Source organism: Streptomyces prunicolor (assembly GCF_045162825.1).
Taxonomy (GTDB): Bacteria; Actinomycetota; Actinomycetes; order Streptomycetales; family Streptomycetaceae; genus Streptomyces; species Streptomyces prunicolor.
The window spans coordinates 4,904,606-4,931,503 of the sequence record NZ_CP108676.1; the positions used below are offsets into that span (position 1 = coordinate 4,904,606).

The following is a 26,898-nucleotide window of genomic DNA, read 5'->3' on the forward strand; positions in this document are numbered from 1 at the left end:
GAACCGGTACAGACGTGGGGCCGGTTCAGAACATGAAGCAGTGCTGGAGCATGGGGAGTTCAGCGCAGCGGAGCACGGTGAACTCCTTACGTGCGGAGTTCAGCGCAGCGGAGCACGGTGAACTCCTTACGTGCGCAAGCGCCCGGCGCGTGGGCGGCAGTTCGGGCGCTACGTCGTCCCGGGTGGCCCGGGTGACGAAGTTCAGCGAGCCGACGGCGGGCACGCGGCCCTGGACGCCGAACACGGGCCAGGGCACGTCCGGTTGGCGGGCCGGGACGGAGGCCTTGCCGTCGCTGGTCCGCACCCAGGCGATCTGACCGCTCTTGAGCAGCAGGTGGGGCCTGATGCCGAAGAACTCCGGGTTCCACACCACCGGTTGGGCGAGCTTGCTGACGGTGGTCGCCTTGCCGCCATCGGCCGGTCCGGTGCTGCCGACGATGATGGTGGCGCCGATCCTGTGGCCGGGGCCCGGGTCGCGCTCCGCAGGCAAGCGAAGTGGATGTGCGCGATGGTCAACGCACGCCCATCACAGAAGTCCCGATCGTCCATCGTTGGCCGCATCGCCCCCTGCTCCGTCATCGACGCCCCCCTTCGCCTCGCGCACAGTCCCAGCACCTCGCGGCGCCCGCCCAGCGGGACGAGCTCGCTCCTGCCGAAGGACAGGCCCGGGTTCACTTCCGCGAAGTGCCCGTGCGCCCCGGCCCGTGCCGGCCGCTCCGCCACCGCTCGGCCAGGGCTCAGTTCCCTGCCTCCCTCACCGATCACGATCCCGCCCGGCACCACCAGCCCACCGCCCGCGCTCACCCGACAGGCCAGTGCAGGATGACGAGCTGCACGTCGACCGGAAGGTGCGCTCCGGCCGGGTGTCGTGACGCGTCTCCGCACTGCCCTGCCTCACATTCACCCTGGTCAGCGCCGTGCTGCTGGACTTCATCAGTTCGCCCACCGTCCATCCGCCGCTCACGCAGGAGCGCCACCTCGGTGGCGGTGCGGGTGAGCGGATGTTCCCGCTCGTGTGCGGTCAGTCGCATAGGTGCACACCCGTCCTCGATCAGGAGTACTTCCCCCAGAAAGTATTTGTCCGTCCGAAATAATGTCAACGATTCAAGGGGACTCTCAGCAAACGTAACTTCCTGGAAACTTGAAGCTTGTTGACAGTCGCCCCCCATCGAGAAAATAGTTCCCCCAGGAAATATCTCTCCCTCGCCAGCCCAGGGCCAACCGAGAGGCACACATGGCGCACATCGCATTCCTGGAGACCAACACCACCGGAAGCGGCTACGAGGCGATCGCCGCCGCCAAGCGCGCCGGACACCGCGTCACCTTCGTCACCCGCGACATCGAGGCGTACCTCCTGCCGGGCCAACTCCAGCTGGACACCGCCCTGATCGACGACGTGGTCAGCACCGAGACCAACGACCCGGACCAGGTGGTCGCCGCGCTGCAGCCGCTGCTCCCCGGCCTCGCGGCGCTCATCTCGATCGGCGAGTGGCACATGATCAGCGGCGCCGAGTCGGCGTATCGCCTCGGTCTGCCGGGGCAGGCGCCCGACTCGGTGCGCGCCGCCCGGATCAAGTCCCTGCAACGCGCGGCCTGTTCGCGCGCGGGCGTGCCGGTGCCGGCCTTCGCCGTGGCCCTGACCCCGGAGACGGCCGCCGCCGCTGCCGAGGCCCAGGGCTTCCCGTGCATCGTCAAGCCCGTCGACTACGGCGGGAGTTACGGCGTGCGGCTGTGTACCAGCGCCGACGAGGTGGCGGAGCACGCCGTCTGGCTGCACTCGGTCACGCACAACCAGCGCGACCAGCGGATGTCCGAGGAGATCCTGGTCGAGGAGTACCTGGAGGGCCCGGAGATCAGCCTGGAGACCCTCACGTTCGACGGGGTCACCCGTTTCCTGGCCATCACGCAGAAGCAGACGGTGCCGCCGCCCTCGTTCTACGAGACCGGGCACGCGCTGCCCGCCGTACTGGATCCGGCACTTGAGCAGGAGTGCCGCCGGATCGCCACCGACGCCCTGGACGCCATCGGGTACGTCTTCGGGGCAGGGCACATCGAGCTGAAACTCACCACTGACGGGCCCAAGTTGATCGAGGTGAACTGTCGTCCGGCGGGCGACCGGATCACCCATCTCCTCAACCGCGCGCTCGATATCGACCCGACCGAGCTGCTGATCGAGATGTACCTCGGCATCGCCCCGGACCGGATTCCGGAGCCGGCCCGGGGCGCCGCCATCGTCTTCCTGCCGAGCCCCGGCGGGCGCGTGGTCGCGGTGGAGGGCGTCGAACTTGCCCGTTCCGTAACGGGAGTCGAGGAGGTCGAGCTGTACGTCGGTCCGGGTGACGTCCTGGCGCCGCCGACCAACAACAACGACCGGCTCGGCTATGTCACCGCGACCGGCCCCGACAGCGTCGCCGCGCTGGCCGCCGCCACCACGGCCGCCGGGTCGATCCTGGTCAAGCTGGAAACGGAGTGAAACTCGGCGACTACACCGAGGGGATGACCCGGCCGATCGCGCTGGTCTGTCTCGGCATCTTCGTGAGCCGGCTGGGCGGTTTCTTCGTCCTGTTCCTCACCCTCGTCCTGGCCGAACGCGGTTACGGAACACGGCAGATCACCCTCGCGCTGATCGTCGTAGCGACCGCGGGGGTGCTCGGTGCCGCGGCCGCCGGGCCAGTCGCCGCGCGGCTCGGGGTGCGTACGGCGCTGCTGCTGGCCGGTTCGACGACCGCGGTCTGCGCGTTCGCCTGCTCGGGACTCCAGGGCTTCGGCCCGACCGTCGCGCTGGCCGCCGTGGTCTCCGCCGGGGTGCAGGCCTACTCGCCGCTCGCGCAGACGGTGGTGGGCACCTCGGCGACCGCCGAGCGCAGGGTCGCGATGTTCGCGATCTACCGGCTGTGTCTCAACGTGGGCGCGGCGGTCGGTCCCGTGTTCGGCGCGCTGCTGCTGTCCTGGTCCCCCGCCGCCGTCCTGATCGGCAACGGTCTCGCCGCGACGGTGGCGACCCTGCTGGTCCTGCCCCTGCCGCGCAAGGCGCCGAGCCCGGTCCAGGGACCGAGGACGGCGATCGCCCGGGCGCGGGTGGGCCGCGACTTCGCCGCGGCGGCCGTCGTACTGAGCGTGGCCTCCCTGGTCTACGCCCAGCAGACCGGCGTCCTGGCCCTCGCCGTCCGCCAGGCCGGGTATACCACCGATGTCTACGGCTGGCTGCTGACCCTCAACGCGGTGCTGGTGATCCTGGTCGAGGTGCCGCTCTCCCGGTACACCGCCCGCTGGCCGCGCCGCACCCCGCTGATCCTCGGCACGGTCTGCGTCTGCGCCGGGTACGCGGTCAACCTCGCCGGGATCTCGCTGCCCGTCCTGGTCGTCGGGGTGCTGGCCTGGACCCTGGGTGAGGTGCTGATGTCCCCGGTCGCCGCGGCCTTCGCCACCGAGGCGGCGCCGCCCTCCCAGGAACCCGTCTACCTGTCGTTCCTCAGCATGTGCCAGACCGTCGGGTACGCCGTCGGCCCGGCCGCGGGCGTGTACGTCTACGGCCAGAACCGGACGCTTCCCTGGCTGCTGTGCGCCGTCCTGCTGGTCCTCAGCGCACCGGCTCTGTACTACCTGTTGCCCCGGGCTCAGCGGGCCGGACAAACCTCCGATGATTGTCAAGTTCCGTGTGCCGGTCTAGGCTCCGTCGACGCGGGAGATCCTCTGCAAGGGCGCCGGGGCTGAACGCGACGTCACTCATGAAGACCCCCGGAGGCGCCTGTGCACTCGCCGACAGCACGACCGCGTTCGGACCGACGGGACGCACTGCTCGTCGCACTCGTGATCCCCCTGTGCGGCCCGGCCGGCATCTTCGGCCCCTCCTGCGAGCTCTCGGCACAGCTCGCCGTGGAGGAACTCAACGCCGCGGGCGGGGTGTTGGACCGGGAGTTACGCCTGGTCGTCGTGGACGGCGGGGCCGAGCCGTGCCGGGTCGCGGACGAGGTGGCGGGGCTGGTCGAGCTGGGCGCGGTCGACGCGGTCGTCGGCTGGCACACCTCCGCCGTACGCCAGGCCCTGGCACCCCGGATCGCGCACCGGGTGCCGTACATCTACACCGCGCAGTACGAGGGCGGCGAGGAGACACCCGGGCTGTTCCTCACCGGGGAGACGGACATCCAGCAACTGGCCCCGGCGATGCGGCTGCTGGCCGAGGCCACGGGCGCCCGCCGCTGGTGCACCGTGGGCAGCGACTACGTCTGGCCACGGGTCACCGCGCGCACGGCCCGGCGGTTCGCCCAGGACTGCCGGGGCCGGGTCGTGGACGAACTGTTCGTCCCGCTGAACACCGAGGAGTTCGGCCCCGCTCTGCGCAGGATCGAGGCCAGCGGGGCGAACGCGGTGCTGATGCTGCTGCTCGGGGACGACGCGGTGCGCTTCAACCGCGCGTTCACGGCGGCGGGCCTGCATCAGCGCTGCGTCCGGCTGAGCAGCCACATGGACGAGAACCTGCTGCTCGCGACCGGTGCGGAGGCGACCGAGGGACTCTGGGCGACGGCCGGGTACTTCGACTCCCTGATGACCTCGGAGAGCCTGTCCTTCACCGACCGGTACCTGCGGAGGTTCGGGCCCGCCGCGCCGCTCGCCGGGAGCCTGGGCGAGTCCTGCTTCGAGGGCATCCTGCTGCTCGAAGCGCTCGCGGCCCACCATCGGTCGGTGACCGCGCCGACTCCACCGGGGCCGGAGGACACGATCGTCTACGAGGGTCCCCGTGGCGCACTGCGGTTACGCGGCAACCATCTCGAACAACGGCTCTACCTCGCCCGGGCCGACAACCTGGACTTCGACATCATCGCTCAGCTCTGAACCGGCTCCGGTGCCCGCGTCAGCTGGAGCTTGAGCCGTGCCAGTCCGTCCGCCAGGTCCCGCGCGCCGACCAGCCCCGCCCACATCTGCTCCTCGGCCCGCTGCACCGGCACGGCGAGAGCCCGGTGCCGGCTGCGGCCGCGGGAGGAGAGATAGACCAGGACCCGCCGTCCGTCGCCGGGGTCCTTGCGGCGGTAGGCCAGGGCGCCCGAGACCAGCCGGTCGACCAGCTTGGTGAGGCTCGGCGCGGGCATCAAGGCGTACTCGGCGACATCGGACATGGTGTGTCCACGTCCGTCCGAGAGCAGCGAGAGCACCCGCCACTCCTCGACGGAACAGCCCTCGGCCTCCAGTTCGGCGGCCAGTCGGCGGGTCATCGATCGCTCCACGCTGCTGAGCAGTTGTGGGAGATCGCGGGGCAACTCCGGAGACACGGTCATCCTCTCCTCCACACGCAACTCACAGCGGCGACACTACCTCCCCCGCACAGTACTTTCCAGGGAAAGGTCTAACTACGGGCGCCTCGAACCGCCCCAGCACACGGTCAACCGGGTCCCGCACCCACCCTGTCGGGAAATTTCCTTCCCTCAGGAAGCATTTAACGAGCCGTTCACAGGCCGAAAGACTTCCGGGAAACATGCGATTTCTAGCGTGCGACCTCTGAAAAGCCGCACCCGCACCCGCACCCGCATCCCCGGAAGGGCCGCCGATGAGCACCACCGAGTCCCCACAGACAGCCGCAGAGCCGGACTCACCGACGAGTGAGGCGACCAGCCAGGCGACCAAGGAGACGCTGGAGGACTACACCCTCCGCTTCGCGCCCCGCAGTTACCGCCGCTGGACCCCCATGGTCGTCGCCACCACCGCCCTCGGCGGCATCGCCTACATGGCCGACTTCTCCATCGGCGCCGGCATCGGCCTGGCCCACGGCACCGGCAACGCGCTCGTGGCGATCGCCGTGGCCGCCGTCGTCATCTTCATCACCGGCTTCCCCCTCGCCTACTACGGCGCCCGCTACAACATCGACCTGGACCTGATCACCCGCGGCTCCGGCTTCGGCTACTACGGCTCGGTGCTGACCAGCGTCATCTTCGCCAGCTTCACCTTCATCTTCTTCGCCCTCGAAGGCTCGATCATGGCCCAGGGCCTCAAACTGGGCCTCGGACTCCCGCTCTGGATCGGCTACCTGGTCTCCACGCTGATGGTGATCCCGCTGGTGATCTACGGCATGAAGGCGCTCAGCAAGCTCCAGGTGTGGACCACCCCGGTCTGGCTGGTGCTGATGATCGCCCCGCTGGTCTACCTCATCTCCAACGACCCCGGCACGGTCGACCGCTTCCTCGACTACGCGGGCACCGACGGCGACGGCGGCGTCAACACCGCCTCCGTGCTCCTCGGCGCGGGCGTGTGCCTGTCCCTCATCGCGCAGATCGGCGAGCAGATCGACTACCTGCGCTTCATGCCGCCCAAGACCGAGGCGAACAAGCGCACTTGGTGGACCGCGGTCGTCATGGCCGGACCCGGCTGGGTCGTGCTCGGCGCGCTCAAGCAGGCCATCGGCGTCTTCCTCGCCGTCTACATCCTCGCCAAGGTCGGCCCGGACGTCGCGCCCGAGCCGATCCAGCAGTTCAAGGGCGCCTTCGACGCGATGATGCCGTCCTGGCTGGTCCTCCCGCTGGCCGTCGCCCTCGTCGTGATCAGCCAGATCAAGATCAACGTCACGAACGCGTACTCCGGCTCCCTCGCCTGGACCAACTCCTTCACCCGCGTCACCAGGCACTACCCCGGCCGCATGGTCTTCGTCCTGGTCAACCTCGGCTTCGCGCTCGCCCTGATGGAAGCCGACATGTTCAGCTTCCTCAACAACATCCTCGGCTTCTACTCGAACTGCGCCATCGCCTGGATCGTCACCGTCGCCACCGACATCGGCGTCAACAAGTACCTGCTGAAGCTCTCCCCGCTCCAGCCCGAGTTCCGCCGCGGCATGCTCTACGCCGTCAACCCGGTCGGCGTCGTCGCGTTCGTCGCCGCCTCCGGCCTCTCGATCGCGATGTACTTCCACGCGCTCGGCGACACCCTCCAGCCGTACTCCCCCGTCGCCGCGGCCGTCATCGCCTTCGCCCTCACCCCGCTGATGGCAATCGTCACCAAGGGCAAGTACTACCTGCGCCGCACCGACGACGGCATCGACGAGCCGCTGCTCGACACGGACGGCAACCCCAGCGCGACGACGTACGACTGCCACGTCTGCCACCAGCCCTACGAGCGCCCGGACCTGGCCGCCTGCCGGACCCACGACGCGCACGTCTGCTCCCTGTGCCTGAGCACCGACAAGATCGGCGACCACGTACTGCCCGCACAGCCGTCCGCCGCCTGAACCGGCCGCCCCCGCCGCCCACCGTCGTTCAGGGCCGGTGGACCGTCTCCCCTGCCGGGGCTTGGCAGAGGCGAGCGGTCGGGACCGCAACACGCCCGGAAATCGGCGGACGACCACCATGGTCCTCAGGTGTCCGGGATCCCTGTCCCTGAGATGACAGCACCGCTGCGATGTCAGCGAGGTTGAATCACCCGCCGCTTACCGGCAAGTCCTGGCCGGGCCAAGCCGGGGCGGGTGACATGGCGAAGTTCTACCAGCAGCTCGGGCGGCGCCCGGCGTACAGCGACGACACATGGATGGTGCCGACCGGCACCATCCATGTGTGCAAAGGAAGTACCCGAGGACCGATCGGACCACCCACTCCGGGACGAGCCTCTCCATGATCGGTGTCCTGTCACCCCAGCGCTTCGGCCAGCTCTTCTCCATCCGCGAAGAAGACGGTGAGGTCCGCCTCCGTGGCGAGACAGGCCGCCTCCTTTCCAGGCTCTCGATCAAAACGCTCCGAGCGGCCGAGAGCTCACGGAACCGCTCTGCGGACGGCGTCCCCGCGATGCAGTAGTCCGTCTCCAGCGGTTCGCGTCGTCCCTTCGCCGCATCAAGTCCGGCCATCAGATCCCTGCGCTGGGCGTCTCGCTCCGGATCGTAGAACCGGATCGGCGGCAGCGAGTCGTCGCCGCACACCACGTTGATCTTCCTCCCGCAGCAGGTCCCCGACCGTGTCCGCACTCATCTTGTGCCCCTGACGGGTGAGCTCTGCGGCGAGCCTCCTCGTCGACTTGGTCGTCCAGCGCAGCGGCGATATCGGATCCCCACGTGTGTCCGGCGCGACCAGTGCGAGCAGGGCCGGCCGCAGCCCGGGTCCACCTCGGCGGCCTTCTTGCGCCCGCCGCCGGGACGGCGAACCCGCCCCAGCGGTCCCTCGCCCGCCTCCCACTCGTCCACGCCCTCGCGAACTGTGGTCTCGCTGACCTGAGCCGCCTGCGCGACCATCCGGACACCACCGTGCCCCGGGACCCGGGCCTCGGCCCCCATCAGCAGCCGACGCTGCCGCTCCTCCGGATGCGGGAACAACACCCCTAACTTGACAGCCAGTTGCGTCGCGTCAGGGATGCCCGTACCAGGTGAACGAGCCCGGATGCGGGAAGCAGCACGTTGATTCTCTGCGAGCCCTCAGCGGCAGACGACCCCCAATCCATCCGTCAGCCGCCCGAACGGGTTCGCGGCCGTCAGCTCCGCCGAACCGCTCGTCACGCCGAAGAACGCCCGGCGTACGCGGAGTCCGGCCTCGGCCGGGAGGGTGAAGCTGGCGCGGACGGCCTCGTCGACGTCCATGACCAGCTTGGCGTCCATGTCGATGGTGTCGCCGTTGCCCAGGACCGCCTGGCACCAGAAGTCGCCGACCAGTTCGCGGAGCCGGGCCGCGTACGGCGTGTCCCGCGCCCGGCTGCCGTCGAGTGCCGCGTCGAACACCGCCTGCCAGTCCGCTGCCAGGGACAGCAGCGTTTCGCGGCCGGCTGCCGCGTCGCATGCCGTCAGGACCGCCAGGGCCGCCGTCGTGCACGGCTCCGGGTCGGTCGGGGCGACGAGCGCCCGGCGGGCGATACGGGCCGCTCGGTCCGCCGCCTCACGCTGGGGTGCCGCGTGCCAGAGCGGAGTCCAGTCCGGGGCATACAGGTCCGCGCCCGGCAGCAGTCTGCACGTCGTACCGGTCGTGCCCAGGGCGTACGCCGACCGCATGGCCTCGTCGCCCCCGGGGCCGGTGAGCGCGGCCAACTGGCGCCGGACCTGGTAGCGCGGCGTCAGCAGATACCACAGGCAGGCGCCCATCGACAGTTCGGCCGCCTCGTGGTGGCCGGTTTCGCCGCAACCGCATTCCAGTACCGCGTCGGTGACCTCCGCGAGCGCGGCACCGTACCCGGTGGCTGTCTCGGAGCCGCGTACGGACAGGGCCAACAGGAGCTGGTTGAAGCACTCATGGGCCGAGTAGTCCGCCACGGCGTCGGTCACATCGTTGTACCGCATGATGTTGTCGATCGCGCGCTGGATCGCATCGCACTTCGCCGCCGAGGTCAACTCGCCCTGATCGTCGGCCACATGGCGGTAGTGCGCGGAGGCGAGCATCACCCGGTAGTACGGGGCGATCGCACCGTCCCACGAACGGGCGCCCATGTACTCGTCGGGAGTGACGGAACCCATGTCGCCTTCCACCGAGGCCAGTTCGGCGGCCATGGCGTCCTTCACCACCATCAGACCACCGACAGCCACCATCTCCCGTACCGCGAGCGCCGCCGCCTCACCCGACAGGTACTCCAGTCCCTCGCTGGCGGCGGCCATGTAGAGGACGTGGCCACCCGCGCCTGAGTCGTCGAGGGCGTCGCAGAAGTCCACCGCGGACGTCAGCGACAGCATCGACGCGCACAGGTCGTGCAGGCGGGCGTCGTCGCCACGGATGAACTGCCAGGTGTAGACGCTGCCCCACAGATCGCGCATGGCCACGATGGGGTCGGTCGCTCCCGGTACCCGGCGCTGGTACTCGGCCCACAACTCCCGTGTCTCGCCGCCCTTTCGGGGCACCACCCGGGCCAGCCGGGCGAGCCCGTTCGCGGCGGGCGTGGCGTCCGTACGCCAGAGCCGGTCCGCCTGTACGGCGGTGATCCGGCGGGCGATCCCGGCCAGCGGGCTCGCTTCGACGCTGCGGATCACCTCGGGGTCGTACACCGTCCGCATGACCTGCTCGGCCATCCGGTAACCGTCGCTGGGACAGGGCATCTTGAGGGTTCCGTAGGGGACGTACGACGGCGTGCCGACCAGGTACGTCGTCGCGCCGTCGGGGGCGGTGGGGCCGTCGGTGACCGTACCGACGGCAGCCGCCAGGCCGAGCGCGGCGCCGGTGAGCAGCCCGCAGCGCTCGGCATCCCAGATGTCGGGCTTGCCGACGGCCGTGGGGGCTGTGGCATCAACTGTCATGGTCAGCTGCTCCGTTCGGCCTTCTCGACCCGAACGAGGGTGCGCGGCGGGATGAGCAGCGCGGTGACCGACGGCTTGTCGTTCTCCGATCCGGGGCGGTGGTGCAGCTTCCAGCGGCTGAGCACGGTGGTGAGGGCGATGGTCGACTCGACCGTGCCGTAGACGTCACCGATGCACTTGCGACGGCCCGCGCCCAGGCTGAAGTAGGACTGCCGCTGCGCGGTGGTGACCCGGTCGGGACCCCACCGGTCGGGGTCGAAGGCCTCCGGGTCCGGGAAGACCTCCGGGTCCCGGTGGGCGATGTACGGGCTGAAGAACACGCCCGCGCCCTCGGGTATGTGCCCCTCCTCCCAGGCGACATCGGTGGTCGCGACCCGGCTGACGATCCAGGCCGGCGGGAACAGCCGCAGCGCCTCGGTGAGGACGTTCTGGGTGAAGCGCAGCTTGCCCACGTCCTGGTAACCGGGCAGCCGCAGTTCGCCGTCCGCACCGCCCTCGCCGTCGCCGAGCACCTCCTCGATCTCGGCGAGAACCCGGGCGGTGATCTCCGGGTGCTGGTCCAGCAGCCGCAGCGTGTAGACGAGGGAGGACGCCACCGACTCCAGACCCGCGGTGAGGAAGGTGACGACCTGGTCGTAGACCGCCTTGTGCGGGTCGGGTTCGTTCTCGCAGGCCGCGACAACCATCGACATCAGGTCACCGTGGTCGATGCCGTCGGCGCGGTAGGTGTCGACGACGTCGTTCACGACCTTGCGAACCCGCGCGTCGACCTCCTCGTAGCGGCGGTTGACCGGGATCGGCAGCTTGGGAAAGAAGCGACCCGGGATGACCATCCGCCAGTACACGCCGCTCATGATGTCGGGCACCGACTCCGCGATGCTCTCGGCGGCGGGACCCGCCACCTCCGCCGAGATCAGCGTGCGGCTGATGACGAGCGTGGTGAGCCGGTGCATCTGCTGGTAGAGGTCGACCTCCTCGCCCGCCTTCCACGAGTCGGCGACCTCCGCCGCGGCCACCGTCATCACCTCGGCGTAACGCTCGATCCGGCTGCGCTGGAAGGCCGGTTGGAGCGCGGGCCGCTGTCGGGCGTGGTCGTGGGCCGGGCAACTGGCGAGACCGTTGCCGACGTAGTGGCGGACCTTCTCGAAGAGCGGACCGCCCTTGTCGAAGGAGTCCAGCTCGGAGACGTGCAGCCGGCGCACCAGCTCCGGACTGGACACGACGTACGCCGGCCTGCTGCCGATCCGGATCCGGACCACGGGGCCGAGTTCGGCCAGCTTCTTGAAGAACTCCAGCGGGGAGCGCGCCATCTGGGGGATGTGGCCGACCAGGGGCAGGGCGCCGGGGGCTTCCGGAACCGTCGCGGGCAGCGGGGCGGGCGGGCGAATGGCCTCGGTGGTCATGATGTCCTCTCGGTGCTGGATAAGGCGATCTCGCGCAGGGTGTCGGTCGCGACGGGCGGCAGCGCGGCTCGGTCGAGGGCGCGACGGGCCTGCTCGTAGCGGGTGCTGATGAGTCGTTCGATCGTGGCGCGGGCGCCGGTGTCGTCGAGCACCGCGCGCAGCCGGACGGCCTGTTCCTCGTCGAGTCCGGGACTGCCGAAGAGGGTGCTCAGCGTGTGCCGTTGGGCTTCGTCGGCGCGGCTCATGGCGAGGGCGACCAGCAAGGTTCCCTTACCGTCCCGCAGATCGTCCAGGCACGGTTTGCCGGTGGTCCGCGGGTCGCCGAAGGTGCCCAGCAGGTCGTCGCGGAGCTGGAAGGCCTCGCCGAGCGGCAACGCGTAGGCGGAGAGGGCCGCTTGGAGTCCAGGACCGGCCCCGGCGAGGGCGGCTCCGAGGTGCAGCGGGCGTTCGACGGTGTACATCGCGGTCTTGTAGCGGGCGATACGCAGCGCCTGCACCTCGTCGTTCGCGGGGTCGCCGGTGGCGACGAGGTCCAGGTACTGCCCGAACATCACCTCCCACCGCATGGCGTCCACGACCTCGCGCACTGCGGCGAGGCGGGAGTGCGGGAACTCTGCCGTGCAGAGCAGCTCGTCCGACCAGGAGTGCGCCAGGTCGCCGAGCAGGATGGCGGCATGCTCGCCGAGCCGGTCGGCATTGCGGCGCCCGGCGTGGTGCGCGGCCAGCGCCCGGTGCACGGTCGGCGCGCCGCGGCGCAGGAGGGTGCCGTCCATCACGTCGTCGTGGATCAACGCGAACGCGTGGAACATCTCCAGCGACGCGGCGACCTGCACCACCCCAGCCGGGGGTACGCCCTGACCGCCGGCCGCGTACCAGCCGACCACGCACAGCAGGGGGCGCAGCCGTTTTCCGCCGGAGAGCACGAACTCGCGAAGGAGACAGGTGACTTCGGCAGGGAGTTCACGGTCGGCGGCGGCGCGGGCCTTGGCGTCCAGGAAGACGGCGAGAGTCCGGTCCACGTCGTGGCGTATGGCGGTGAGGTCGATGCCTTGCGGCTGGGGCACGTCGCGCACCGTGAGCTCGGGCGCCGTCGCCGGGGGAAGCGACAGCGGTACAGGCGGGGCGGCGAACAGTCGGGGGTCGGTTCTCATCCGCTCCTCCAAGTGGCTTACGTGAGAGTGGCTTCGGTGGGGATGGGCATGGGAATGGGGCGCCAGTGGGCGGCACGGGGGCAACTCATGCGATGCCGTGCCTGAGGACGGCACGGGCAGGTGCGGAAGCGCATACGGAATGACGTGCAGGCAGGCCGAAGGGGCCGCGGGCGCGTGGGGTGGGGTGGGGGAATGCGGCCGGAGTCGAGGGTTCGATGAGAGAGCGTGGGGGCTCACATTGGGGTCTGCCCGGCGGGGTTGCCCGAGATGTCGGGTGACCGGGTCATGGCCACTGATAGCCGGTCGTAGTGGTCTTGTGACTGGATGAGACCATAATGGCGCCTTGATCTATGCGACAAGAGGACTTCCGTTGAGCAATTCTGTGAACGCGGCAGATCGCGACGTCCCCATATGTGACTAGTTGCGACTGGTCCGCGATGAAAAAGTGGATGCAACTTCACACCTCGCACGCCTTTCCATATCCTTCTCTTCATATATGTGAAGATTGATTCTCCCTCGCTTCACGAAATAAGTACGTATGTTCGACATTTCGGACACCTTCAATTCGCGCACAGCTAGTCGTGGCGATCGGGATGCCCCGGGACGCCGGCAGCGGGCCTGGACTGAAGGCGCAGGTCGCGGGGCTGGGGTGCTCGTGGATGCGTAGTCCCGCGGAGCTGCTGGACATCGAGTGGCCCATTCAGCCCTCGCACCCGAACTGACGTCGGCTACAACAAGGGCACGTTGGCGTCGAAGCCAGCCGTACAGTGCGGTTTCTCGGCACAGCCGAGCGCCGATACAGCTGGCCTGGCGGGAGTCCGCTCGGGACTGACGCGAGATCAGGCCACAGGCAGGCAATGAGTGATCTTGTGTCAGGTGGACTGCTGGGCCCTCGCCGCGTCGTACGCGCTGTGCCGATGCTCGATGGACGCGTGCGCGGCGAAGGCGAGAGTCCTGCGGCTGGAGTCCGCTGAATGACGTCAGGGCAGCGGGGATGTCGCCTTCGCAGCTGTTCCGGTTGGGCGCCCTCGGGAACAGGTGACGCCCTGCCCCGGCAGTCGGGGCAGGGCGTCACAGGTGGGCCGTACGGTCAGGTGGTGGCCGTGGCCGTCGAGCCCGGTCAGGCCATGTCGAGCTGGAACCTGCAGGTGAGGGTCTGGTGGTAGGTCCGTCCGGCCCGGGTGTAGTCCGCCTCGCAGCCCGTAATGGGCTTGGTCACCTTTCCGGTGACCTTGAGCCGTACCACCGCGTACTTGTCGCTGAGCACCCCCGGCTTGATGGTGTACGGGTGCCCCGCATAGTTCGGGTACTTGTCGAGGTCCACGTCGCCGGCGGTGGGATGTGAGGTCTCCTGGTAGCCCAGCCGGTAGCCGGGCGTGTCCTTCACCGAGTAGACGGAGTAACCGAGCACCTTGCCGCCCGCCGGGATGCTCAGGAGCCTGACCCCGGTGACGGAGACGGCCTGCTTGGAGATGTTCCTCGTCAGGGGGAAGGCCATGCGGTAGATGCCACCGACCTTCACGTCCGAGAAGCCGATGGCCCCGGTCGTAGTCGGCCCCTCCCCCTGCAGCGCCGTCCCCGTGGCAACCCCGCCGCCCGTCGAGCCCGCGCAGCCTGTCGCAAAGGCCAGCAGGGACGCTACGGCGAAAGAGCGGGCGCGAACGCGGCCGCTAGTACGAGTAGATGACACCGGGGTTCCCCGAAATCTTGCCCTTGGCGCCCCAGATGTCGTGCTCCTGGCCACCCGATCCGGCAGAGATCTTCTGGTAGTGCGACGCGCCGTACTCCGTGTCGAGGCTGAGCGACACCCCGAACGCCTTGACCGCGACACCGTAGGTGATCGAGTTTCCGGAGGTGATGGTCGCGTACGTCTTCTTTGCGAGAACCGCGCGGTAGGCCGGGTTGGAATTCCGGTAGGGGGTCGGTCCGTCCTTGTAACTGACATCGTCTCCGTACCTCGCGACAGCGCCCCCGGACGGAATGTCGTACTTCACCGGAACGATGGAGTACGTATGCGTGGTCTTGTAGGGACAGGCGACCTGGTGGTCGACGTCCTGGTATTCGATGGGAATCTGGAAGCGCTTGGCCCAGCGCGGCCCTTGGTTCGAGAAGCCGACCGCATGGCCGGTGGTGTTCTTGCGGGAGATCTTTCCGGTGACCGACCAGTGCGCCCCGTCGACGCTGGTCGCGATGCCCCACGTGCTGGACAGTGTGTTGTTGTACTCGAAGGAGGCGGTGGTGTCGTAGAAGGCGTGCCCCTCACCGATGGTGGTGTAGTAGTCGTGCTGCTTGATGATGTGTTTGGTGGGTATGCAGCCACCGCCCAGATCGGGTTTCACGGCGCTGTAGTCGACGCCGTCCACCTTGTCCGGGTTGAAGTCGGCGGTCGACGCGCCGTCCGCCGACTGCCAGGTGTTCGCGGATGTGTCGGAAGCACTGTCCTCGCTGTCGACCAGAGTCGAGTCCGCGGGTGTCACCTGCTTCTCGTCCACGTCGGGGTGGATCGCCACGGTCTGCGGCGTCTCGGTGCGGGCCGCGACCGACCCTTCCGTCGTGGCGGAGCCGGTGGCCACGCCCGCGTCCACGTAGTCGGTACCGGTCAGCAGTGTGCCGTCCGGGGCCTGGCCGTAGAAGGACGCCTCCAGGGAGAGCACACCTCCGTTGTCGTCCGCATAGGTCTGCAGCTTGCTCGACAGGGTCGAGGGCAGCGTGAACGACCAGCTGCCGTCCGACGCCGTCTTCGCCGTGCCCACGGTCGTCGGTGTGATCGTGCTGCCGTCCTCCGGCACCTCGTCGACCGGCGTCAGGGTCACGGTGGCGCCGGCCAGCGGTGAGCCGTTGCCCAGGGTGAAGACCCCCTTGACCGTGGCGGCGCCGGACACCGGAGTCAGGGTGCCCGGGCTGGGCGCCGCGGTGATCGTCGGCCCGCTGGAGGGCAGCGCTGCCCCGTCCGTCGGCTTGACGTCGGTGGGTGTGGGCGAAGGGCTGCTGGTGCTGCCGCAGCCCGGTGAGTCGCTGGTGCTCTGCGTACAGACGGCGTGGGCCGGTGCCGAAAGCCCCAGGCCGATCACTGCCGATGTGGCAACGACGCTCAAAGCAGTGGCCAGAGTCAGACGTCTGCCAGAAGTCTTGGTCATGAAAGGAAAACCCCGTTTCCCCGATTTTACCGGCGTTCCCCGATTTCCCGGGTCGCTCGGCGGGTCCAGTGAAGCCGCATGAAGTGCGGCTGTGGAATTCGGCGGGGACATGGCAGATCGCCTTTGATTTCGCCCCCCGCTTGCACCGCGCTGGTCTGGTCGTTTGCGGCGTGAGTGGAAGCTAGCGCGGCGAAACTTGAAAGGTCAATGATCTTGAAGATTGCTTTACCATCCAGCTCAACTCGCATAGACGCAGAGCTCAAGTCGGGCTCAAGTCTTACGAAAGCCGCCGATTTTCGGGGCGGCCTCAGGAGTCCTCCGGGGGGAGTTGCGCAGGGGTTTTCCGGTGACCCCCCTCCCGTGTCCCGCCAACATTTGGACCGTCAATTGATAATCGCCGCAAGGGCGTTGGCCGTCCTGGCCCGGAAGCCGAACCCCACCACCGGCGCCCGGCTCCCGCACGGGTGGCGGGGCGAGCAATGCTGCCGATCCCGCAACCGCAGCGAGATTCCCGACGAGGCCGCCTTGGCCGGCAACTACCGCAAGATCCCGGTGATCGTGCGGTCCGCCGACGGCCCGGTGCAGGCCAGGGGCGTCGGCGAGGAGCCGGGCCTGGAAGTGACGGCGCGCGGCGAGTTGGAGCCCTTGCGCGCGAAACTGACGAAACTCGCCGACCGCCGCTGGCTGCAGCACACCCGTAGCCGCGTGATGGGTGCAACGCGCCGTAACCGGCGGGTCCCCAGCGGCAGTTGAGTTTGGTGTGAAGAAAAACAACCACGCCGTCGAGGGTCCTGACTGGCTTGGACCGGGTCTAAGGGCAATGCCGTTGCTTTACTGGGCTGTTTGTCTCGGTGGGCGGAGGGTGACGGCGTCGTCGGGTGTTCTGGTGGGCTGGGGCCAGGCACGGTGCTCGGCCCGTTTGAGCAGGTAGTTGGACATCTTGCGCTTGACGACACGGGGCTGGCTGCGGAGCCGGCGCGGTGGCAGCAGCGTGGTCAGCAGGTCGTCGCGGATCCGGACCAGCGTCGTGATCAGGTGCTCAGGGGGAAAAGATGCCGGGCGCGACGGTGACGCTGCGGCGGGCGGCACGCAGGGTGTCGGTGAACGAAAGCCGGTCCGGGTCGATGCCGTGGACGGCAGCGGTTCTGGACATCAGGGACCTCAGGGCGTGGTGGACCAGCAGGTGGGCCCAGATCTGCTGGCGCACGCCGTCGGGGGTCTTGCCGGCCAGGACGGTGCGGGGGCCGCGCTGATGGGTCTTGATCTCGTCGAAGACCGACTCGATCTCCCACCGCCGGGCATACAGGGCCGCGAGTTCGGCCGCGGGGAGGCGTTCCGGATCGAGGAGGTCGGTGACCAGGCGGTAGTGCGTGTTCTGGGTGCTCGCTCCGCCGCCGGACAGCTGATAGGCAAGCACCCTCACGCGCACCGGATCGCGCTTCTTGCCGTCGGTGCCTGCGTGCAGGCGACTGAGCCAGGAGCCGTCGGGAAGGAGTTCCTGCACGGGCAGGACCCGGTTGGCCGACACCGCCACAGCAGGTGGGCGCCGGTGGCGGTGAACGCTCTCCACAACGGCACCCCCAGGAACTCCCGGTCGGCCAGGACCAGCATGTCCGGCCCGGTGGAGCGGACCAGGCAGGCGGCGAGGGTGAGTTCACCGACCCGGCAGCCGGCCAGTTCCGCATCCAGCACGGCATGGGTGCCGCACTCGACCAGAGCGGCCATCCGCACCTGCGGGAACGCTGACCTGTCCGGGCCGCGGGTGTTGCCGGGACGGCCGAACTCCTGGTCGTTCGCGGCAGTGTCGGCGGCATCCCAGCAGGTGCCGTCCACCGCCGTCAGCCGCAGTCCCCGCCAGAACGCACCCGGTGTCTCCTCATCCGCCAATGGACGGACGGTGGCCGCGAACAGCACCCGCAGGGGCTCGGATCCCAGTCGGCCACGGGCCCTGAACAGGGAGGACTTTGCCGGGATCCGCCAGTTGCCCCACAGCCCGCCCGCACGCAGCCCGTCGGTCAGATGCCGCGGCACCTCCAGATACGGAGCGGGAGAGAACAGGGCCAGACCGAGGACGAAGTACACCACCACCCGAGCGGGAAGCAGCCGTCTGCGCTGCTCGGTCCGGCCGCACGCAGCGACCACCCTATCCACCAGACCCGGCGGATACACCCAGGTCAACAATCCAAGACCGGATAACTCCGGGACACTCTCCGCCACCGGCACCACCCCCGACGTCCTGCCAGCAGGCTACGCCGCCAACTAAAGCAACGGCATTGCCCTTAGGGCTTGCAGAAGAACAACACGCTGATGTCCGATTCGCGTGCGCCGTCATGTGGTATCCGGCTCGCTGAGCTGCAGGATCTGCCTGACCGCCCTCACGGACGCCACGCTCTGCAGCGACGACTGACGCCGCATCCTCCCTGGTCGCCGAGGCCTACCACACGGTCGGCCCCAGGATCGAAATCAGCGTGTTGTTCTTCTGCAAACCCTTACTCTCGGACGTCCGACTTCAGCACCCTCCGACCAGAGTGGCGGCTATCGGTGCGTGACCTCCCGCGGCCAGTCGGTCGAGACATCGAGGCTTGCGGACATCCTGAAGTGGCGCCAAGGACGGCTTGCGTCGGGACCACGTGAGGCGTCCTACCGCTGTGGCTGCCAGCGGAATCCCTCGTCGTCTCGACAGACCAAGAACGCGGCGCTTGCCAGCAGGACACGACCGTTGACGGTCGCGGGATTCCGCAGTCGGACAGCCACTTGAGCCTGAGCAGGGTGCGCCGGGCCGCCGAGGTCGCCCCGGTCAACCGGCGCACTGTCACCGTCACCGCGGCCCTCACCCAGTACACCTGTTGCGGGTCAGGACGTTGGTGACGGCGCGGCCCTGTCGAGAAACCGATCTGCGATGAACTGAGCGCGCAGCGGATCTCCCGGAAGCAACACCCTGGGCGCCACCGCGCCGGGTTCGGCATCGATGTGGAGGCTCATAGCCGAACGCTAACCATACGCCGATCAACCTCCAAACACTTTTCACCTCACGGAAACTCCACTCATCACCCACACCTCACCATGTGCTAAAGTCTGGAAAGTTTGTCACGACATAGAAGAGGTGGTTGAGCTGAAGTCATCGGGAATTTCCGCAGGCCGAGTCGGCGACGAGGACAAGGCGGCACTGGGAAAGAAAATCGTCGACGTCGCTCTCTTGCGCGGAGACTTCGTACTCAGTTCGGGCGAGCCAAGCAACTTCTATTTCGACAAGTACCTCTTCGAAACCCGCCCTGAGCTTCTGGCGCACATCGCGGACTTTCTGGCGGAACGCGTTCCGGAGAATGTCAACATGCTGGCCGGCCCCGAGCTCGGCGGCGTCGCGCTGGCCACCGCTCTGTCACTCCGTACGGGACTGCCGTTCGTGATCGTGCGCAAGCAGTCGAAGGACTACGCCACGGGCCGGATCATCGAGGGGCGCCTTGAGAAGACGGACCGGGTCCTGGTGGTCGAGGATGTGGTGAGCACCGGCGCGGAGTCCATTCGCTCGGCCCGCAGGATCGCCGAATTCGGCGCCACCGTCATCGGCGTACTCGCCGTGCTCGACCGTGAACAGGGCGGGGCGCAGAACGTCAAGGACGCGGGATTCTCTTTCGACGCGGTGTATCGCCGCAGTGAACTCAATATGTGACGGTCGGCCACCGTGTTCGCGGCAGCCATCCGAAAAGTCATGAGAGGTGAACGGTGTGCGACTCCCATTCCAGGAGAAGGACTATCCGGGACTGCTGATAGTGAGGGAAGGGACCTCACGGTCGCGGTGCAACAGCAACTTCAAGCGCGAGGAATATCCATGTGACGATGAAACTGGCGAATGTCTCCTGATCGATCCAAGCGTGGACGATCCGGCTGACCACCTCGAACTACTCGTCGCCGTCGGCGAGTATGAGGCCAGAACCCGCAAAGGCAAGGAGAGCATTAGGATCTTCGGCCTCAACCGAGAGGATCTGATCCAAGGGCGCTTCGACGCATATGTCACTTCGTGCGATGTCCTAAATTCCTGGCATCGCAAAGTAGGCAGAGGCGACCTGGCAGGAGCAGCGCAGTCCGCGGCCGCTCTTCGCCGTGAGCCCTTCGGTGACTTACTGCGCGCCCTGGAGAAGCTAGGAGGCTCTTACGCAGCAGCGGCGCTCGGCGAAGAGCTGGCCGAATCCCTGGCGGCGTGGATCCACCCCGCGCATTGCGGTCGCGAAACCGCGTGAAGGATAGCCATCGGTTCTGTGCTCACCGGCAGCCGTCCAGCGAGACTTGTTGCCCACTATCCAAGTAGTGGTGAATCGCCCTACGAGCTCGTAACAGAATCTTGCTGAACGGTCCTGGTCGGGCGTGGCTATTTGTGACGATCTGATCGTTCGGGTGGGTGTGACGACTCGGCCGCGGATCGTGGACGACGGCTTGTGGGCAGTGATCGAGCCGCTGCTGCCGCCCTGGCTCAAGCAGTCGCCGGGGCCGAAACCTGTGCCAGACCGGTTGTCCCTGCAGGGCATCCTGTACGTCCTGCACCAGGACATCGCGTGCCAGTTGCTGCCTCTGAAGCTAGGGTTCGGTTTTGGACAGACCTGCTGGTGGCGTCTGGACCGCTGGCAACAGGCAGGGGTTTTCGACCAGTTGCACCGCGTCTTCCTCTCGGAGCTGAACGCGGCCGACGAACTCGACTGGTCCCGCGCGTGCATGGACGGCTCCCACGTCCGCGCGAAAAGGGGGAGCCGCGACCGGCCTATCGCCGGTCGACCGGCGCAAGACAGGCAGCAAGCATCACTTGATCTGCGATGGGAAGGGCGCCCCGCTCAAAGTGGTCACTACCGCGGCAAACGTCAACGACGTCACGCAGGCGATCGCCCTCGTCGATGGCATCCCGCGGGTGGCTGGCCGTCCGGGCCATCCCCGCCGACGCCCCGACGCCGTGCTGGGCGACAAGGCGTACGACTCCCGGACCGTCCGTCGTGAACTGCGCAAACGCCGGATCATGCCGGTGATCTCATGCAAGGGCACTCCGAACATCAAGGGCCTGGGCAAGCTCCGCTACGTCGTCGAGCAGACCTTCGCCCTGCTCCACCGGTTCAAGCGCCTCGCCGTCCGATGGGAACGGCGCCTCGAACTCCACGACGCATTCGTCTCGTTGGCCTGCGGCCTGATCTGCTGGAGGCGCCTCAAGAAGGCTCACTCGTGATCCCGTCACGAGCTCGTAGGTTGTTTCATGAACGCTCGTTACCAGGCCGCTCGGGTGTCCTTTCCGCCTCATTCCGCCAGTGGGCGAGGTTGTGCCGGATCAACGACACGTGCGGGTGTTCTTCGCCCAGCAACTGCACCATGTGCTCCAACAGTTGCTCGGTCACGGTGATGGCCCCCGCAACGTCCCCTGCTTCTCCCCGCCAATGAGCGAGGCTGCCCCATGCTGCAAGTGTTTCTGGGTGATCCTCTCCCAAGAAAATTCGGCGAACCTTGAAGAGATGCTCATACGCTTCCGCGGCTCCAGAGGCGTCTCCAGCCTCTCCCCGCCAGAAGGCGAGGCTGTCCTGTGTGTCGAGTGTTTCGGGGTGATCGGTACCGAAGACTCGGATTTGGTCTGCCAGCACGTCGGCCAGGGCATCCGCTGTTCCTGACGCGTCATCCGCCTGCGCCCGCCACAAAGCGAGGCCGACTCGGGCGCCAGTCACGTGGGGATGGTGGGCGCCCAACGATCGAACCTCGTCATCCACCAACTCGGCGTAGGCCTCTGCGGCCCCAGACGCATCTCCCGCCTCTCCGCGCAAATCGGCTATGCGACTCCGTGTCTCGAAGGTGTCGGGGTGTTCCTTGCCCAACACTCGGATCTGGTCAGCCAGCAACTCGGCGAAGGCGTCCGTGGCCCCGGGTGTGTCCCCCGACTCTCCCCGCCAGAAGGCAAGGTCACTCCTTGTGCTGAGGGTGTCGAGGTGGCTATTGCCGAGCACCCGCGCCATGTGCGTCACCAGGTCGGTGAGGGCGTCTACAGCCCCGGATGCATCCCCTGACTTGCCCCTCCATAAGTAGCTGTTGTCGTTCCGATCTTGAGGGGTGTGCGTCGAACGGGAGTCTCGATCGGGTGGTTGACGCCGGCTGCGGGCATGAAGACAGGGCCTCCTGGTAGCTCGGGGTTGCGAAGCCAACCGAGATCCAGGAGACCCTGTTGCCGCAGTTGTATGTGCTTACGCCGGTGGAGTTCAACTCGGCTGCACCGACGTGTGATTGTGTCGCTCACCGGTTCGGAAACGCGGCCGATCACCCGGAACGTGTTCGACGGTATCCCTCGGACATGACGGACGCGGAGTGGGCCGTGGTCCGGCCGCTGCTGCCGGTGCCCGGCTGGCTGCGCGGCCGGGGCGGACAGCCGGAGGCGTACTGCCACCGGGCAATACTCGATGCGATCCGCTACCTCGTCGACAACGGCATCAAGTGGCGGGCCATGCCCGGCGACTTCCCACCGTGGGACCGCGTCTACGCGTTCTTCCGCCGCTGGCGCGACCACCTGCTGGTCAAGGAGTTCCACGACCGGCTGCGCGCCAGGGTCCGCGAGAAGTCGGGCCGTGACGTGGAGCCGACAGCCGGGGTGATCGACTCACAGTCCGTCAAGGCGGACGCCGTCGTCGGATCGGACAGCCGCGGCTTCGACGGCGGCAAACTGGTCAACGGCCGCAAGCGGCACGTCGTGGTCGACACCCTCGGTCTGCTGCTGGGGGTGATGGTCACCGCCGCGGACACCGGCGACCGCGCCGCCGCCCAGGTCCTGCTCGGGCAGGTTGCCGACGCACACCACCGGTTGGAGCTGGTCTGGGCCGACGGCGGCTACACCGGCCCCCTCGTCGAGCACTGCCTCACCGCGCTCGCGCTGGTCCTGGCGATCGTCAAGCGCAGCGACGACATGCGTGGCTTCGTGGTTCTGCCCAAGCGGTGGATCGTCGAGCGTCTCTTCGCCCACCTGATGCGCACCCGCCGCCTGGCACGCGACTTTGAGCGCGGCACCACCAGCGCCGAGGCGATGATCTATTGGTCGATGACACTGCTCATGACCCGCCGCCTGGCCCGGCCACACCCGCAGCGAGCATGAACCGGCCCGGCTGCCGCTCGGCCAGCCAGCCAGCCCCGCGCGACCAGACGTTTCGCCTTCGACCGCAACGCCTCCACCTTGGACGGCACCGCGTCCAGACCGAACAGCACGGCCAACTCCTGGCAGGCCAGTGGCCCTTGATGGAGCCGGTCCCGGTCCGCGAGCACGGTGAGGATGCGCTGATAATCCACCGACAGCACCGACCAGGCCAGCCCCTCACGCCACACCGGCACCTGGGACTTCGACTTCGCCGCGGTCGGTGCTGACGATGTCTCCTCGGCCTGGGCGTGGCTTTGCCCTGGCTCGTCCACGGGGGCCAGTACCTCACCGACCCGCGAGCGGGCGATGGCCCACTCCCGCCATTCCCGCTCGGCCACGGCCAACTCGGCCTGGACGCGGTCGGCTTCTTCCCTCAGCCCATCCACGCGACGGCGGGCGGCGACCTCGCGCTGTTCCAGCAGCCCCACAACCGACGGCATCCACGACCTCCACCGGAGCGACGACACGACACGCCATCACTCCCAACGAATCATCGGCCCTATGCCTGACCAGCGAAAACGCAGTCCTCAAGTCCGGAAAGACAACAGCTTCTCAGCGAGATGTTCACCGCCATCACCGACGCCAACGCCGAGATCCTGGAGCAGAACGCCCAACGGCGTGCAGCCGTAGAGGAGTTGGCGGCCGTGCCGTGGAAGGGCGTGGAGAGCCGGGCCCGCCGCAAGGCCATGAGGACGGCGATCGACGCGATGCCGCCCTTCCGTCGCGTCACCGGGCCGTCCACGCGCCAGCACGTCAAGGCCACTCTGCGCGCCGCTCTGAACGAGGCGATCGGCCAGCAGATCATCACGTTCAACCCGGCGGCCCACGTCAAGATCGACCCCGTCCGCAAGCCGAAGGCCCTCGTCTGGACGGACGAGCGGGTCGCGCGATGGCAGCAGACCGGCGAGAAGCCCTCCCCCGTCATGGTCTGGACGCCCGAACAGACCGGCGCCTTCCTCGACTTCGTCGCCGCGGACCGGCTGTACGCCATGTGGCACGTGATCGCCTTCCGCGGCCTGCGTCGGGGCGAGGCGTGCGGCCAGCCTTGGTCGGAGACCAACCTCGACCGGCACTCCCTCACCGTCACCGGCCAACTCGTCCAGGACGGTTGGGACGTCGAAGCGTCCAAACCGAAGACCGACAGCGGCTTCCGCGTCGTGGCCCTGGACGACGACACGGTCAACGTCCTGGAGCGGCACCGCAAGCAGCAGGAAGCGGACCGCGAGGAATGGGGACCGCCCTGGGTCGAGACCGGCCTCCTCTTCACTCAAGAAGACGGCTCCTGGCTGCACCCCGGCAAGGTCACCGATCTCTTCGAGCGACTCGTCGCCGCCTCCGGCCTCCCGCCGATCCGGCTGCACGACCTGCGCCACGGCGCGGCAACCCTCATGCTGGCCGCCGGCATCGACGTGAAGATCGTCTCGGACACTCTCGGGCACAGCGACACCCGCATCACGCGGGACATCTACCAGAGCGTCCTCCCCCACGTCGGCAAGAGCTCAGCCGAGGCCACCGCCAAGCTGGTCCCGCTCCAGCGCAAGTCCGAGGCGGAGAAGGCCCGCAAGGCCGCCCACAAGGCCGCTCAGAAGGCGAAAGCCCAGGCCAAGGCGAAGAAGAACAAGGCGCGGAAGAAGCCCAAGAAGTAGGCCACCGAGCCGCTCCGCTCACGCATCGCTCACGCAAGCCGTCCCACGGCACCCCAGCCGTGTGACACGTCATGCCCCGAGCAACACAAAAGGCCAGGTCACGGGCTATGTGACCTGGCCTTCGCCGGAGCCCCCTGTCGGATTCGAACCGACGACCTACGCATTACAAGACCACGAGGGATCATGCTCTCTGGTGCCGCGCCGTGCCGCTGAGTGACGTTCGGCCTGATCAGAGCATGTGCGGCCGGTTGTCCTGTGCTGCCTCGTCTCACGTCGTCCAAAGGCGTCCGGCCACCGGGCGGCCACCGCGAGCGCGACTGGCACGAGCGGTGCCGCCTTCAGGTGCCCGCCACACAGGTTGTTGCAGCTCTATAAGTCTCCGACGATCCGCGCTCCGGCGCGCCCTACGAAACCTGCGGCAAGCGGCACCGACGGGCACTCACCGAACGTCGACGTAGTCGGTGACCCGGGCGCTCTTCAGGTACCGGCTTCCGGTCTGGCGGTTGAAGGCGACGGCCCAGGTGCCGTCCTGTTTGGCGGTCACCATGCCAATGATGTGGCCGTGCTTGTCGGTGTCCAGGTCGGCGACGAAGTGGTAAGTAGTGGAGCCGCGGGGTCGGAAGTAGAGGGCGGGTGATTCGCCGCTGAGCGGCTTCCAGGTGGTGCCGTTCTCGTACTGGAGCGTGCCGGCGAACCGGATCGGCTGATTCTTGCGGACCGGGTCGGGTGAGGCGTGGAAGCCGGTGATGCGGGTGGCGTAGCGGACCAGGTGAACGGGCTTGGTGGTGCTGGTCGCCAGGTCGGGGTTGCCGTTGAACTGGGCACGCCAGTAGGCGTTGGTGTTCGGTTTGGTGAAGGTGTGGGCGAACACCTCCTGGAACTGGGGCTTGTTGTAGCGGACCTTGACGGGGATGGTGGTGGCGTTCTTCCAGCCGCTCTTGCCGTCCTTGGAGTACTGCAGGGTGACGGTGGGCTTGGTGGGCCAGTGCGCGCGTGCGTCTTCGTAGTAGACGTAGCCGGAGACCTTGAGGGACGAGTCGTCGTTGAGCTGCGCGCTCGTCTCGATGTGGGTGGTGTAGGCGACGTGGAGGCCGAAGGGTTCGGTCGCGAACTGTTGGAAGGGCATGTCGGTGGTGCCGACCATGAGTTGGGCTGTCGGTGCGGCATTGTCCGAGGAGACGTGCAGCGTGTAGGAGCCCTGGCTGTCGGTGGTGGTCTGACCGGCGACAACGTCCGAACCGGTGGGTGTGGTGCCGAAGAGACCGATGCTGGTGTGCGGCAGCGGTTGCCAGCCCGAGGCGGTCTGGATCTCGGCGCGGCCGGTGACAGTGCCGGTGGTGCCCTGCTTGAGGTTCAGGGCGTGGGTGCTCGCCGTGAAGCGGACCGGTGCCTGGGTGGTGTGCAGGTGCTGCTTGGGCGTCAGCAGGTCGATCGCACCCGGGTAGGTACTGGAGGCCTCGGGTGCGGCGGTCAGGTCGATGGACGTCCGGGTGGGGACGAAGGCGGCGGTGAAGCGGCCGTCGGCCGTGGTGGTCGCGGGCACCCGACCGCGCCCGGTCTCGATGTCGACGGGTACGCCGGCGGCGGGGGTGGGGGTGTTCGGGTGGCGGGGGTCCGTGGCGAGGGCGGTGCCGCTGACGGAGACCTGCTGGTGGAGGTAGTTCGGCGCGGCGGGCGTGGCGGTCAGGTCCGGGATCGTGACAAGGGTCTGGTACCGCAGGGTGTGCGGGGAGAGGGCACCGGTGACGGTGGCCCCGGAAGCGTCCTCAAGGTCGACGGTCACCCGGTAGTCGCCGAGGTCGGCCAGGTGGACCGGTGCCCGCCAAGTGCCGGATGTGGCGTCCTGTCCTGAGTACTGGGTGAAATCCTCGGTCGATCCGGCTTCCGGTCCGGCTTCCGGTCCGCCTGCCGGCGCGTCCAGCGGATAGAAGTGCGCCGTGATGTGGGTCAGAGGACGGTCGGAGTGCGCGGTCACGAAGATCAGCCCCGGCTCGTACCAGCCGTCCGCGTCGGACAGGACAGGGCCGCCGGTGGCGTTGTCCGCATGGGCCGGGGAAAGGCCCGTGAACAAGGTGGCGGACAGGGCGGTTGCCGTGGCTGCCGCCAAGAAAGTGCTGCGTCTCAAGATGGTTCCCCCAGGGAATCGGACGACTTCGAGCGTGAGCTTGAGGATCGAAAACTTAGTGACGTGCTCTGACAGGGCGGCACTTGGGAGCGCTGCGGGGTCGGTTGGGCGATCTGAC

At 68.0% G+C, this 26,898-nt stretch carries 18 protein-coding genes and 4 pseudogenes; 10 read left to right on the forward strand and 12 right to left on the reverse strand.

Annotated features, from left to right (window positions below; genetic code table 11):
* Nucleotides 1–25: 25 nt before the first annotated feature.
* Nucleotides 26–490 (reverse strand): hypothetical protein, encoded by a 465-nt coding sequence (locus OG588_RS22275; protein WP_405948836.1) that lies wholly within the window; start codon nt 488–490, stop codon nt 26–28.
* 744 nt (nt 491–1,234) lie between these two features.
* Between OG588_RS22275 and OG588_RS22280 the strand changes: the two genes are divergently transcribed.
* Genes OG588_RS22280 through OG588_RS22290 form a run of 3 tightly spaced genes read left to right on the forward strand, consistent with a single transcriptional unit; the run spans nt 1,235 to nt 4,833 of the window.
* Entirely contained in the window at nt 1,235–2,473 is a 1,239-nt protein-coding gene (locus OG588_RS22280; protein WP_405948837.1) for an ATP-grasp domain-containing protein, read from the forward strand.
* Between the two features lie 23 nt (nt 2,474–2,496).
* Complete coding sequence (locus OG588_RS22285; protein WP_405948838.1) at nt 2,497–3,714, forward strand: MFS transporter; 1,218 nt, start codon at nt 2,497–2,499, stop codon at nt 3,712–3,714.
* 36 nt (nt 3,715–3,750) lie between these two features.
* Nucleotides 3,751–4,833, forward strand: coding sequence for a substrate-binding domain-containing protein (locus OG588_RS22290; protein WP_405948839.1), 1,083 nt, complete (start codon nt 3,751–3,753; stop codon nt 4,831–4,833).
* Here OG588_RS22290 and OG588_RS22295 read toward each other — a convergent pair.
* Nucleotides 4,824–5,273 (reverse strand): MarR family winged helix-turn-helix transcriptional regulator, encoded by a 450-nt coding sequence (locus tag OG588_RS22295; RefSeq protein WP_405948840.1) that lies wholly within the window; start codon nt 5,271–5,273, stop codon nt 4,824–4,826. The two genes, OG588_RS22290 and OG588_RS22295, sit on opposite strands and share 10 nt — an antisense overlap.
* 269 nt (nt 5,274–5,542) lie before the next feature.
* On the opposite strand from OG588_RS22295, the gene OG588_RS22300 reads away from it, so the two are divergent.
* A complete protein-coding gene (locus tag OG588_RS22300; RefSeq protein WP_405948841.1) occupies nt 5,543–7,210 on the forward strand; it encodes a purine-cytosine permease family protein in 1,668 nt (555 codons plus the stop codon).
* A gap of 691 nt (nt 7,211–7,901) precedes the next feature.
* Here OG588_RS22300 and OG588_RS22305 read toward each other — a convergent pair.
* The 6 genes and pseudogenes from OG588_RS22305 to OG588_RS22330 all read right to left on the reverse strand — a co-directional run.
* A pseudogene (locus OG588_RS22305) lies at nt 7,902–8,242 on the reverse strand (ISAzo13-like element transposase-related protein); the annotation flags it as partial.
* A 138-nt stretch (nt 8,243–8,380) separates the two neighbouring features.
* Nucleotides 8,381–10,177 (reverse strand): hypothetical protein, encoded by a 1,797-nt coding sequence (locus tag OG588_RS22310; protein WP_405948842.1) that lies wholly within the window; start codon nt 10,175–10,177, stop codon nt 8,381–8,383.
* 2 nt (nt 10,178–10,179) lie between these two features.
* Nucleotides 10,180–11,580: a cytochrome P450 gene (locus OG588_RS22315; RefSeq protein WP_405948843.1), complete on the reverse strand. Its 1,401-nt coding sequence runs from the start codon at nt 11,578–11,580 to the stop codon at nt 10,180–10,182.
* Complete coding sequence (locus OG588_RS22320; RefSeq protein ID WP_405948844.1) at nt 11,577–12,731, reverse strand: polyprenyl synthetase family protein; 1,155 nt, start codon at nt 12,729–12,731, stop codon at nt 11,577–11,579. The genes OG588_RS22315 and OG588_RS22320 overlap by 4 nt, the downstream gene beginning before the upstream one ends.
* A 1,120-nt stretch (nt 12,732–13,851) precedes the next feature.
* Nucleotides 13,852–14,229, reverse strand: coding sequence for a hypothetical protein (locus OG588_RS22325; RefSeq protein WP_405948845.1), 378 nt, complete (start codon nt 14,227–14,229; stop codon nt 13,852–13,854).
* A 172-nt stretch (nt 14,230–14,401) separates the two neighbouring features.
* Nucleotides 14,402–15,868, reverse strand: coding sequence for a hypothetical protein (locus OG588_RS22330; protein WP_405948846.1), 1,467 nt, complete (start codon nt 15,866–15,868; stop codon nt 14,402–14,404).
* 387 nt (nt 15,869–16,255) lie between these two features.
* Here OG588_RS22330 and OG588_RS22335 point away from each other — a divergent pair, with 387 nt between their 5' ends.
* The gene (locus OG588_RS22335; protein WP_405948847.1) at nt 16,256–16,621 is read left to right on the forward strand and encodes a hypothetical protein; all 366 of its coding nucleotides are present in this window, start codon (nt 16,256–16,258) and stop codon (nt 16,619–16,621) included.
* 286 nt (nt 16,622–16,907) lie between these two features.
* On the opposite strand, the pseudogene OG588_RS22340 reads toward OG588_RS22335, so the two are convergent.
* Nucleotides 16,908–18,094 (reverse strand): annotated as a pseudogene (locus OG588_RS22340) (IS4 family transposase).
* An 877-nt stretch (nt 18,095–18,971) separates the two neighbouring features.
* Between OG588_RS22340 and pyrE the strand changes: the two are divergent.
* The 3 genes from pyrE (at nt 18,972) to OG588_RS22355 (ending at nt 21,074) form a co-directional block, all read left to right on the forward strand.
* Nucleotides 18,972–19,538, forward strand: coding sequence for an orotate phosphoribosyltransferase (gene pyrE, locus OG588_RS22345; protein WP_405948848.1), 567 nt, complete (start codon nt 18,972–18,974; stop codon nt 19,536–19,538).
* 55 nt (nt 19,539–19,593) lie between these two features.
* Nucleotides 19,594–20,106 carry a hypothetical protein gene (locus OG588_RS22350; protein ID WP_405948849.1) on the forward strand — a complete coding sequence of 171 codons (513 nt, stop codon included), beginning with the start codon at nt 19,594–19,596 and terminating at the stop codon, nt 20,104–20,106.
* A 160-nt stretch (nt 20,107–20,266) separates the two neighbouring features.
* Nucleotides 20,267–21,074 (forward strand): IS5 family transposase gene (locus OG588_RS22355; RefSeq protein WP_405953185.1). Its coding sequence is split into 2 segments (ribosomal slippage): nt 20,267–20,601 and nt 20,600–21,074, totalling 810 coding nucleotides; the frame shifts between segments, so codons are not numbered across the junction.
* A gap of 25 nt (nt 21,075–21,099) precedes the next feature.
* On the opposite strand, the gene OG588_RS22360 is transcribed toward OG588_RS22355, so the two are convergent.
* Entirely contained in the window at nt 21,100–21,846 is a 747-nt protein-coding gene (locus tag OG588_RS22360) for a tetratricopeptide repeat protein (RefSeq protein WP_405948850.1), read from the reverse strand.
* Between the two features lie 332 nt (nt 21,847–22,178).
* Between OG588_RS22360 and OG588_RS22365 the strand changes: the two genes are divergently transcribed.
* Nucleotides 22,179–22,970 carry an IS5 family transposase gene (locus OG588_RS22365; protein ID WP_405948851.1) on the forward strand — a complete coding sequence of 264 codons (792 nt, stop codon included), beginning with the start codon at nt 22,179–22,181 and terminating at the stop codon, nt 22,968–22,970.
* Here OG588_RS22365 and OG588_RS22370 read toward each other — a convergent pair.
* Nucleotides 22,927–23,449: pseudogene (locus OG588_RS22370) on the reverse strand (hypothetical protein). The gene OG588_RS22365 and the pseudogene OG588_RS22370 overlap by 44 nt on opposite strands.
* A gap of 111 nt (nt 23,450–23,560) precedes the next feature.
* Here OG588_RS22370 and OG588_RS22375 point away from each other — a divergent pair.
* Nucleotides 23,561–24,655, forward strand: a pseudogene (locus tag OG588_RS22375) (tyrosine-type recombinase/integrase); the annotation flags it as partial.
* 439 nt (nt 24,656–25,094) lie between these two features.
* Here the strand turns inward: OG588_RS22375 and OG588_RS22380 are convergent.
* Nucleotides 25,095–26,780: a hypothetical protein gene (locus OG588_RS22380; RefSeq protein WP_405948852.1), complete on the reverse strand. Its 1,686-nt coding sequence runs from the start codon at nt 26,778–26,780 to the stop codon at nt 25,095–25,097.
* Between the last annotated feature and the right edge of the window lie 118 nt (nt 26,781–26,898).

Coding starts and splice junctions, on each gene's coding strand:
- OG588_RS22360 (WP_405948850.1), bottom strand. CDS start 21,846: ATGGCGCGGGTGCTCGGCAATAGCCACCTCGACACCCTCAGCACAAGG.
- OG588_RS22315 (WP_405948843.1), bottom strand. CDS start 11,580: ATGACCACCGAGGCCATTCGCCCGCCCGCCCCGCTGCCCGCGACGGTT.
- OG588_RS22325 (WP_405948845.1), bottom strand. CDS start 14,229: ATGGCCTTCCCCCTGACGAGGAACATCTCCAAGCAGGCCGTCTCCGTC.
- OG588_RS22280 (WP_405948837.1), top strand. CDS start 1,235: ATGGCGCACATCGCATTCCTGGAGACCAACACCACCGGAAGCGGCTAC.
- OG588_RS22295 (WP_405948840.1), bottom strand. CDS start 5,273: ATGACCGTGTCTCCGGAGTTGCCCCGCGATCTCCCACAACTGCTCAGC.
- OG588_RS22310 (WP_405948842.1), bottom strand. CDS start 10,177: ATGACAGTTGATGCCACAGCCCCCACGGCCGTCGGCAAGCCCGACATC.
- OG588_RS22300 (WP_405948841.1), top strand. CDS start 5,543: ATGAGCACCACCGAGTCCCCACAGACAGCCGCAGAGCCGGACTCACCG.
- OG588_RS22330 (WP_405948846.1), bottom strand. CDS start 15,868: ATGACCAAGACTTCTGGCAGACGTCTGACTCTGGCCACTGCTTTGAGC.
- OG588_RS22285 (WP_405948838.1), top strand. CDS start 2,497: ATGACCCGGCCGATCGCGCTGGTCTGTCTCGGCATCTTCGTGAGCCGG.
- OG588_RS22320 (WP_405948844.1), bottom strand. CDS start 12,731: ATGAGAACCGACCCCCGACTGTTCGCCGCCCCGCCTGTACCGCTGTCG.
- OG588_RS22365 (WP_405948851.1), top strand. CDS start 22,179: ATGACGGACGCGGAGTGGGCCGTGGTCCGGCCGCTGCTGCCGGTGCCC.